The sequence below is a fragment of the Imhoffiella purpurea genome, from assembly GCF_000585215.1.
GTDB classification, from domain to species: domain Bacteria; phylum Pseudomonadota; class Gammaproteobacteria; order Chromatiales; family Chromatiaceae; genus Imhoffiella; species Imhoffiella purpurea.
Window position 1 is genome coordinate 1 of the sequence record NZ_AONC01000074.1, and the last position, 8,102, is coordinate 8,102.

Here is an 8,102-nt window from a genome sequence, read left to right on the forward strand (position 1 = left end):
CTGGCCGGCGGCGTGGCCGTGATCAAGGTCGGCGCCGCCACCGAGATCGAGATGAAGGAGAAGAAGGCGCGCGTCGAGGACGCCCTGCACGCGACCCGCGCGGCCGTCGAGGAAGGCATCGTCCCCGGTGGCGGTGTCGCCCTGGTGCGTGCGCTGGGCGCTGTCGAGGGCCTCAAGGGTTCCAACCACGATCAGGACGTCGGTATCGGCATCGCCCGCCGCGCGATGGAAGAGCCGCTGCGTCAGATCGTCGCCAACGCCGGCGAGGAGCCTTCCGTCATCCTGCACAAGGTCTCCGAGGGTAGCGGCAACTTCGGTTACAACGCCTCCAACGGCGACTATGGCGACATGGTCGAGATGGGCATCCTGGATCCGACCAAGGTCACCCGTTCCGCTCTGCAGAACGCCGCGTCGGTTGCCGGTCTCATGATCACCACCGAGGCCATGATCGCCGAGGAGCCGAAGGATGACGCTCCCGCGATGCCGGGCGGCGGCATGGGCGACATGGGCGGCATGGGCATGATGTAAGCCCTGGCCTCCACGCCTGAAACGGAAAGCCCCGCCTCGGCGGGGCTTTTTGCTGTTGGGGCGAGTCTGTCCTGCGGCCGCGTTCGGCCCGATACGTTACGGGCATCGCGCGACGAAGCTGCAGTCGTCCGTGTCGCAGAGCGCGGCGCTGGGGCTGCTCTCCGCCGTTTGGCAGCAGTCTGGGGTGCAGTTCGCGTCGGTGCTGCGGCTGTCGAGTCGGCTGTTTCCGTCCCCGTCCCGTCTGCAGAGACAGGTGGCCGCTCGGCTGTCGGAGTCGAGATCGTAGGGTCCCGTTTTCCCCGGATCGCTTGAATGCGTCGTCTCCGTGGCGGCCGTCTCTTCGCTCGGCGGGCGCGCTTCCTGCGCCTGTGTCGGCGTTCGGGTGACATTCGGTCGGGCGGAGTAGGGCGCGTTCGGTGCGATCAGCGAGACCAGTCCGACTGATTCATGCTCGCCCGCGACGGATGTCCATGCCGTGGCGACCAGGATCTCCTTGTAGGTGGGATCGGTATGGGGTGTGACGTTCCAGCTACGCCTGAACGCGGTCTGGTCTCCAGCGCCCTGCGCCGGGTTGTCGCTGCCGTTCTGGATCCCGTCGAAATCCGTGCCGGCGCGCTCGCGCAGTTCCTCGAGCTTGTGCTGGGCGAGCGCGAGCGCGCTGGTTCGGGTCCGGGTCTCGCCGCCGTGGCGGACCATCTCTCCCTGGAACTGCGCCAGCCCCAGCAGCCCGCTGGTCAGGACGGTCATGGAGACGAGTGCCTCGTTCAGGCTGAAGCCGTGCTGTCTGGCCTGGATTCGATTGCGCCTCATGTCGTTCCTCTCTCCCGTTCGGTAAGCCTCAATGCCAATTGCGCCAGGTGCCTGGTATGCGGGTCGCCCGGGTGATGACCTGATAGGCCCGGTTCAGCGCGGATCCGGACCCGAAGTCCGAGGCGATGAATTGCGATCCGGTGGCCGGTGATCCGGCGTTGCCTTCCCAGATGACCGCGCCCTGGATCCTCGCCCCGCCCCAGCCCCGGGTGGCGCAGTCCGACTGGGTTTCGTAGTAGAGGATGCCGTAGATGCTGACGTCCGGGCCGAATCCGGGGCAGCCGCTACCGCTCGGGACGATGACGAGCACCGGATGCTCAGGTGCTCCGATGGTGCGGCTGTCGACACCCTCGATGCCGGTACAGGTGCCCGTGACGTCGAGTCCGTCGATGTCCGAGTCGTTCGTCTTCAGATAGATCCCGGGTGCCGGGCCGGCCCCGCAGGGGATGTCGTCGCCATGGACGTGGCCCGCCGCGGTCGCGAGACCGAGGGCGGTCTCGAACGGCATGGCGAAGACCCGGTTCCAGGCGCAATGCGGCTCGGGACAGCCGCCGAACGCCGTCTTCGCGAAGGTGGCGCTGGCGCCCGGCTCGTCGAGGTCCAGGATCCGGTCGCCATCCGCGTCCCTCCAGCTGGAGACGGCGAGACCGCCCCGGGCCAGGCAGCTCTCGCTGTCGGAATGTCCCGACATGGCGGCGGTTTCGAGCGTCGCGGTGACGAACAGCTCGGTGCCCGTCGCGGCCGGTCCGATACAGCCGGCCAGGACCCAGGGCGGCGGCATGCGGGTGTCCGGGCTCGGGTCGAACAGCCCCTGTTGCTGATAGCACTCCCAGAGGATCGCCGAGATGTTCGGGTCGGTGACGGCGCTGGCCCGCGCGCGCACGCAGATCCCGCGCGGGTGGGCGTCGAACCTCAGATCGACCGCGTATCGATGGCCGCTCGCCATCCCCAGCGCGGGTGGTGAGGGTTCGCCGTCTCCCTCGCTCCAGCCATTGGCCGACAGCCAGGTTTGGGCGTATTCCAGTCCGGCCTGGGCGGCCTGCTGGGCCTCGGTCGCCCGTATCTCGTTGTTGGCGATGCGCTGCTCGATCACGGCGGTTCGGCTGGCGCCGAAGGTGAGGATGCCGGCGCCGATCAGGAGCAGCAGTCCGATGAGGAGCGTCGCCGATCCCCGTTGGCGGTCTGGCCAGGCGCCGCCGAGCGCGCGTCTCCGATGGGGCGGGTCGGTCGTCATGGTGCGATCAGGTAGCGGTCGTTGCGGATGCCGACGAGCGTGCCGAGGGTCAGCCGAGTCTCGCTGTTCTTTGCGTGCTGTCCGCTGAGCCGGATCTCCATCCGGCGCGACTGTCCGCAGGGGTCGTCCGAGGCGCAGGTCTCCGTGGCCTCCTTGGCCGGGTTGGCGTTGCGGGTTCGGGTGGTGAGAATGAATTCGAGTCCGGTGATCCGGATGTCCGGGCTGGTGATGGACTCCCAGCGTCCGGAGTCGCAGCCGAAGCTGTCGTCGTTGCGGTTGCTGCGCCCGATGCGCATCTGAATGGCCCCGCGGCGGAGCCGATAGCCGAACATCTCCATCTCGACGTCCTTGTCCGCAGAGGCCGCCGCGGGCGGATACCAGGAGATCCAGGCGAAGGGCTCGCCGAGCGCCGCCCGGAACGGGGCCTCGGCGGGACGCGGGCAGTCGGAGATGTCGTCCGCCGCGTCGCAGGCCCGGATGCCGACGCGCGCGTCCATGTCGAGGTCGTAGCTGAAGGTGACGCAGCGGCCTCTCTGGACCTGGACGATGCAGCTGTCGTCGGCGTTGCGGACGGTGCAGCTGGGGGCGCTGCATGAGCCCGTGCTCGAATCCGTATCGAGACAGAGGTCGTTCTGGATCCTGCCGTAACGGCGCTGGAAGGGGTTGTTGAGCGGGTCGAGGTCCCGGGCGTCGGCGATGCCGTCGCCGTCGCTGTCGAAGGTGCCCTCGCCATCCTCGTCGGTACTCAGATCGCGCCAATCGAAAAGGCCGTCGCCGTTCGCGTCCCCATCGCCGTTGGTGTCGGCGAAGTCCCAGTAGCCGGCGCGCTGGATGTCCTGCTGCATCACCTCGAGCGCGGCGCGCAGCTCCTGGTTCAGTCTGGCCTGCTGCAGTGCCTCGCGCGCGGTTCGCGAGATCATGAGATAGATGCTCAGGGCGCCGCTGAGGATCAGGGTGCCGACGGCCAGTCCGATCATGAGTCCGATCAGGGTGACGCCGAGCTGGCGATCCGAGGGGCGACGGCGGATCCCGTGCCGGCCGGCCGCTTCGGATGTCTTGCTCCGAGTCGTCTGCCGTCTCATCCGCCGCATGGGTCGTACCCCGATACCCGCGCGTCCGGCGAGCAGATCCGGATGCGTCCGAGCCTGGATAGGATCACGCGCAGCTGGTTGCCCGAGCCGTCCGTGACCCTGATGGAGCCGTTGATGGCCGTGGCCCGGCGCGGATCGAAACCGGTCGCATCGAAGCTCGGGTCGAGCGAGATGCCCGGATGATCCGCGTCGGTGACATGCTTCAGATCGCAGGCGCCGGTCGTCTGGCTGGCGAGGCGGCAATTGCAGGATCCCTCCTGGGACTCGAGGATGCCGTAGCACCAGGTGTCCGGCTGGATGTCGAAGATCACCCTGAGTTCCAGATGGCGCTTGATGGACTCCGAGCGCGTCCATTGCAGGTCCTCCGCGAGCCCCTGGGCCGCCGCCTTGAGATGGTTGCGGTCGAGCATGGCGCGCATGGACGGCAGTCCCATGGCAAGCAGGACGGCGAGTACGCAGAGGGTCACCAGCAGCTCGAGCAGCGTGAGCCCCAAAACCGTCCGTATTTTCACGTCTCGTGTCTTCATGTCCTGGCGGACTCGAGTCACCAGCAGTCCCTCGGTGCCCGGTTTCCGTCCTGATCGAGACTGAGTTCGGCGCAGGATGTGCCGCCCGCTCGGTCGTGCGTCTGCCCCCCGACTCCGGTCGCCTCGGCCGTGAATCGGCTGGCGCTCACCCCGGACAGGCTGAACCGGTAATGTCCCTCGGGACTGGTCTCGCTCAGCCCCAGGGCATAAGGGCTGGCCGCCTCGGCGTCGCAGTTTCGAGCGCCCTCCAGCCGGCTGGCGTATTGGCTGCAATATGCGCGGAATTTCTCCTGTGCGAGCGCGATGGCCATGAGACCGGTCTGCCCGTCCGTGCGTCTGGCCTGCCGGACCTGTCGCTGATAATCCGGTATGACGATCGTGGCCAGTATGGCGAGGATCGCCAGGACGATCATGAGTTCGGTCAAGGTGAAGGCCAGGCAGGCTCGACGCGTCGTTGCAGGCATGCTGTGTTACCGAATCGTGTCTTCTGGTCCGAAATCCTATGTACTCGATTCGTGTTGTCCGTTCAAGCTCGATCGACCCTTGGTCGCAGAGATCCTGTCCCGACTCCTGACACCGCATCGCTTCGGGTATCATGGAGCGCTTAACTGACGTGCGCGCGGAGGCGAGGGTGATGAACCGCGGTCGATCCGGGGAGGCCGGCTTTGCTTGAGTTGATGTATGCGGGCGGGTGGCTGATGGTGCCGATTCTCATTTGTTCCGTCGTGGCGAGTGCCATCGTGGTCGAGCGGGCCTGGTCGCTGCGGCGCAAACGGATCCTGCCGCCGAATCTGGTGGTCGAGATCTGGAAGCTGCATCGTCGCGAACAGCTGACGCCGGAGCGGATCGCCGAGATACGGGACGGCTCGCCGCTCGGGCGCATGCTCGCCTCCGGCCTGGTCAATCGGCGCCATTCCCGCGAGGTGATGAAGGAAGCCCTGAACGACACGGGGCGTCACGTCGTCGCCGATCTGGAGCGCTTTCTCAATACCCTGGCCACCATCGCCTCGGTCGCGCCCCTGCTGGGTCTGCTGGGCACGGTGCTGGGCATGATCGATGTCTTCGGCGTCATCATGGAAGCCGGCGTCGGCAACGCCGGCGTGCTGGCGGGCGGCATCTCCAAGGCGCTCGTCACCACGGCGGCGGGGCTGTCGGTCGCGATTCCGGCGCTCATGTTCCATCGCTTCTTCGACAACCGGGTCGCCAAGCTGGCGATCGACATGGAGGAGCAGGCGTTGCGTCTGGTCGAGGTGCTCAAGGGCGAGCGCGAGGTCGTGGAGGACGGCGGATCATGAACCTGCGCCCGCATCGGCGCGAGCCCGCGGACATCAATCTGACACCGCTGATCGACGTCGTCTTCCTGCTGCTGATCTTCTTCATGGTCTCCACCACCTTCAAGGACGACGCCCGGCTGCGGATTCAGCTGCCCCAGGCCAACGGCGAGGAGGTCCAGGCCGAGGAGCCGCTGGTGATCCGGCTGGTGATCGACGCGGCCGGCCGCTATTACGTCGACGGCCAGGCCCTGGTCGACACCAGGCCCAAGAGCCTCGTCTACGCCTTGCGTGGGGCGTTGGGCGAGCGCAAGTCGCTGCCGGTGCTCATCCAGGCCGATGCCAGGACGCCTCATCAGGCGGTCATGACCGCCATGGATGCGGCGAGCGAGGTGGGCCTGAATCGGATCGCCTTCGCAGCGACGCGGCCGGACGGTCGGACGCCATGAGCCGGGAGAAGATACAGGCGCCGGACACGACCCTGTCCGCTGCGGATGCCAAGCAGATCTATCGCCGGCTGCTGACCCACGTCCATCCCTATTGGCGGATGTTCGTCTTCTCGCTCTCGGGCATGCTCATCTTCGCCGCCACCGAGCCGCTGTTCGCGGCCATGATGAAGCCGCTGATCGACGGCAGCTTCGTCGAACGGGACCTGGACAAGGTGCGGACCATGCCGCTGCTGCTGGTCGCACTCTTCGTGGTGCGCGGCATCGCCGGATTCGTCAACACCTATTGTCTGAGCTGGGTGGGGCGGCGCGTGGTCGCCGATCTGCGCCAGCAGATGTTCGAGCATCTGCTGCGCGCCCCGAGCCGCTATTTCGACAACAGCGGATCGGGACACATCCTGGCCAAGCTCACCTACAACGTCGAGAACGTGGCCAATGCCGCGACCTCGGCGGTGACCACCCTGGTGCGCGACGGCTTCACCGTCATCGGCCTCATGGCCTTCATGCTCTATCTGAACGCGGCGCTCTCGCTCATCTTCCTGGTCATCGGGCCGGTGATGGCGGCGGCGGTCAAATACGCCACCAAGCGCTTCCGCCGTCACAGCCGGCGCATCCAGGACCGGGTCGGCGACATCACCCACGTCGCCCAGGAGGTGATCGACGGCAACCGGGTGGTCAAGGCATTCGGCGGCCAGTCGCGCGCGGCGAGCCGCTTCAACGCCATCAACGAGAAGACCCGCTCGCTGCAGATGAAGATGATCGCGACCGAGGCGGCCAGCGTGCCCCTGGTCCAGCTGATCTCGGCCATCGCCATCGGGGTGGTGGTCTATCTCTCGACCATGCAGGGGCTCAAGGAGAACATCTCGGTCGGCACCTTCATGTCCTTCGTGGTCGCCATGGGGCTGCTGCTGCCGCCGGTCAAGCGGCTCACCTCGGTCAACGCCCAGCTGCAGCGCGGCATCGTCGCGGCCGAGAGCCTGTTCGAGCTGCTCGATTCGGAGGAGGAGGACGACAGCGGCACACGCGTCCTGGGGCGCGCGGTGGGCCGCGTCGAATACCGTAACGTCGGTCACTGCTATGCCGACGACAAGGCGCCGGCCGTCATCGACCTGAACCTGGTCATCGAGCCGGGCGAGAAGGTCGCCTTGGTCGGGCACTCGGGCAGCGGCAAGAGCACCATCGCCAGCCTGCTGCCGCGCTTCTACGATGCGACCTCGGGCGAGATCCTGCTCGACGACATCCCGATCCGCGACCTGACCCTGGCCAGTCTGCGCGCCCAGGTCTCGCTGGTGAGTCAGGACGTGGTGCTCTTCAACGACACGGTCGCCAACAACATCGCCTATGGCCTCGCGGCACCCCCGAGCCTCGATGAACTGGAGCGGGTGGCGGCCAGCGCCCACGCGCTGGATTTCATCCGCGAGCTTCCACAGGGCTTCGACACCCTGGTCGGCGACCGCGGCGTCCTGCTCTCGGGCGGTCAGCGCCAGCGTCTGGCGATCGCGCGCGCCATGCTCAAGGATGCGCCCATCCTCATCCTCGACGAGGCGACCTCGGCCCTGGATACCGAGGCCGAGCGTCATATCCAGGCCGCCCTGCAGGAGCTGATGGAGCGCCGCACCACGCTGGTGATCGCCCATCGGTTGTCCACCATCGAGAACGCCGACCGTATCCTGGTGCTCCAGGGCGGACGCATCGTCGAGCAGGGACGTCATTCCGAGCTCGTCGATCTGGGCGGTTATTACGCCCGACTGCACCGGATGCAATTCCATGAGATGGACGAGCCCCAGTCGGCCTTCGCCTGATCGCTCATCGGTTTATGAGCACGGATTCGCGCGGCCTGCCGGACCGGAGCCGATGTCGCCAATGCCCGGTGTGACGCGGATCTCGATCCCGGTATGAGCCCTCGATCCGTGCTTCGCGCCTTGGGACTGGACCCGGCCCGCGTGTGGTACGGCCGGCATCCGCTCTCCTCGGCGCTGCTGCCGCTGTCCTGGCTCTATTGCGCCCTGATCGGGCTGCGCCGGTTCGGCTACCGCAAGGGATGGCTGGGCTCGACGCGGCTCCCGGTCCCGGTGATCGTCGTCGGCAACATCAGTGTCGGAGGGACCGGCAAGACGCCTCTGGTGGTTCGGCTCGCTGCCCATCTCCAGGCCCGGGGCTGGAGGCCCGGCATCGTCACCCGCGGTTATGGCGGG

General features: G+C 67.2%; 10 protein-coding genes. 5 read left to right on the plus strand and 5 right to left on the minus strand.

The annotated features are described in order from the left end of the window. A partial coding sequence (locus D779_RS19160) for a TCP-1/cpn60 chaperonin family protein (RefSeq protein WP_043757451.1) occupies positions 1-528 on the plus strand: 528 nt, incomplete at its 5' end. Between the two features lie 96 nt (positions 529-624). On the opposite strand, the gene D779_RS19165 is transcribed toward D779_RS19160, so the two are convergent. The 5 genes from D779_RS19165 to D779_RS19185 are packed head-to-tail and all read right to left on the minus strand — an operon-like array spanning position 625 to position 4,654. Continuing rightward, positions 625-1,338, minus strand: coding sequence for a type IV pilus modification PilV family protein (locus D779_RS19165; RefSeq protein ID WP_043757453.1), 714 nt, complete (start codon positions 1,336-1,338; stop codon positions 625-627). 28 nt (positions 1,339-1,366) lie between these two features. Further along, a complete protein-coding gene (locus D779_RS19170) occupies positions 1,367-2,572 on the minus strand; it encodes a hypothetical protein (protein WP_052348289.1) in 1,206 nt (401 codons plus the stop codon). After that, positions 2,569-3,654, minus strand: coding sequence for a PilW family protein (locus D779_RS19175; protein WP_198295754.1), 1,086 nt, complete (start codon positions 3,652-3,654; stop codon positions 2,569-2,571). Before D779_RS19175 ends, D779_RS19170 begins: the two co-directional genes overlap by 4 nt. After that, positions 3,651-4,190: a GspH/FimT family pseudopilin gene (locus tag D779_RS19180; RefSeq protein WP_043757455.1), complete on the minus strand. Its 540-nt coding sequence runs from the start codon at positions 4,188-4,190 to the stop codon at positions 3,651-3,653. The genes D779_RS19175 and D779_RS19180 overlap by 4 nt, the downstream gene beginning before the upstream one ends. A gap of 17 nt (positions 4,191-4,207) precedes the next feature. Continuing rightward, positions 4,208-4,654, minus strand: coding sequence for a type IV pilin protein (locus D779_RS19185; RefSeq protein ID WP_043757458.1), 447 nt, complete (start codon positions 4,652-4,654; stop codon positions 4,208-4,210). Between the two features lie 201 nt (positions 4,655-4,855). On the opposite strand from D779_RS19185, the gene D779_RS19190 reads away from it, so the two are divergent. The 4 genes from D779_RS19190 to D779_RS19205 all read left to right on the plus strand — a co-directional run. Next, entirely contained in the window at positions 4,856-5,485 is a 630-nt protein-coding gene (locus D779_RS19190; protein WP_043757460.1) for a MotA/TolQ/ExbB proton channel family protein, read from the plus strand. After that, complete coding sequence (locus D779_RS19195) at positions 5,482-5,910, plus strand: ExbD/TolR family protein (RefSeq protein WP_043757462.1); 429 nt, start codon at positions 5,482-5,484, stop codon at positions 5,908-5,910. Before D779_RS19190 ends, D779_RS19195 begins: the two co-directional genes overlap by 4 nt. Continuing rightward, positions 5,907-7,709, plus strand: a complete 1,803-nt coding sequence (gene msbA / locus D779_RS19200; RefSeq protein WP_052348290.1) for a lipid A export permease/ATP-binding protein MsbA — start codon at positions 5,907-5,909, stop codon at positions 7,707-7,709. Before D779_RS19195 ends, msbA begins: the two co-directional genes overlap by 4 nt. Positions 7,710-7,802: 93 nt before the next feature. Further along, on the plus strand, positions 7,803-8,102 hold a 300-nt coding region (locus D779_RS19205), incomplete at its 3' end, for a tetraacyldisaccharide 4'-kinase (RefSeq protein WP_198295755.1).

Bases quoted from the DNA above. Each gene is read 5' to 3' on its own strand.
- D779_RS19170 (WP_052348289.1), bottom strand. From the start codon at position 2,572: ATGACGACCGACCCGCCCCATCGGAGACGCGCGCTCGGCGGCGCCTGG.
- D779_RS19180 (WP_043757455.1), bottom strand. From the start codon at position 4,190: ATGAAGACACGAGACGTGAAAATACGGACGGTTTTGGGGCTCACGCTG.
- D779_RS19175 (WP_198295754.1), bottom strand. From the start codon at position 3,654: ATGAGACGGCAGACGACTCGGAGCAAGACATCCGAAGCGGCCGGCCGG.
- D779_RS19165 (WP_043757453.1), bottom strand. From the start codon at position 1,338: ATGAGGCGCAATCGAATCCAGGCCAGACAGCACGGCTTCAGCCTGAAC.
- D779_RS19185 (WP_043757458.1), bottom strand. From the start codon at position 4,654: ATGCCTGCAACGACGCGTCGAGCCTGCCTGGCCTTCACCTTGACCGAA.
- msbA (WP_052348290.1), top strand. From the start codon at position 5,907: ATGAGCCGGGAGAAGATACAGGCGCCGGACACGACCCTGTCCGCTGCG.
- D779_RS19195 (WP_043757462.1), top strand. From the start codon at position 5,482: ATGAACCTGCGCCCGCATCGGCGCGAGCCCGCGGACATCAATCTGACA.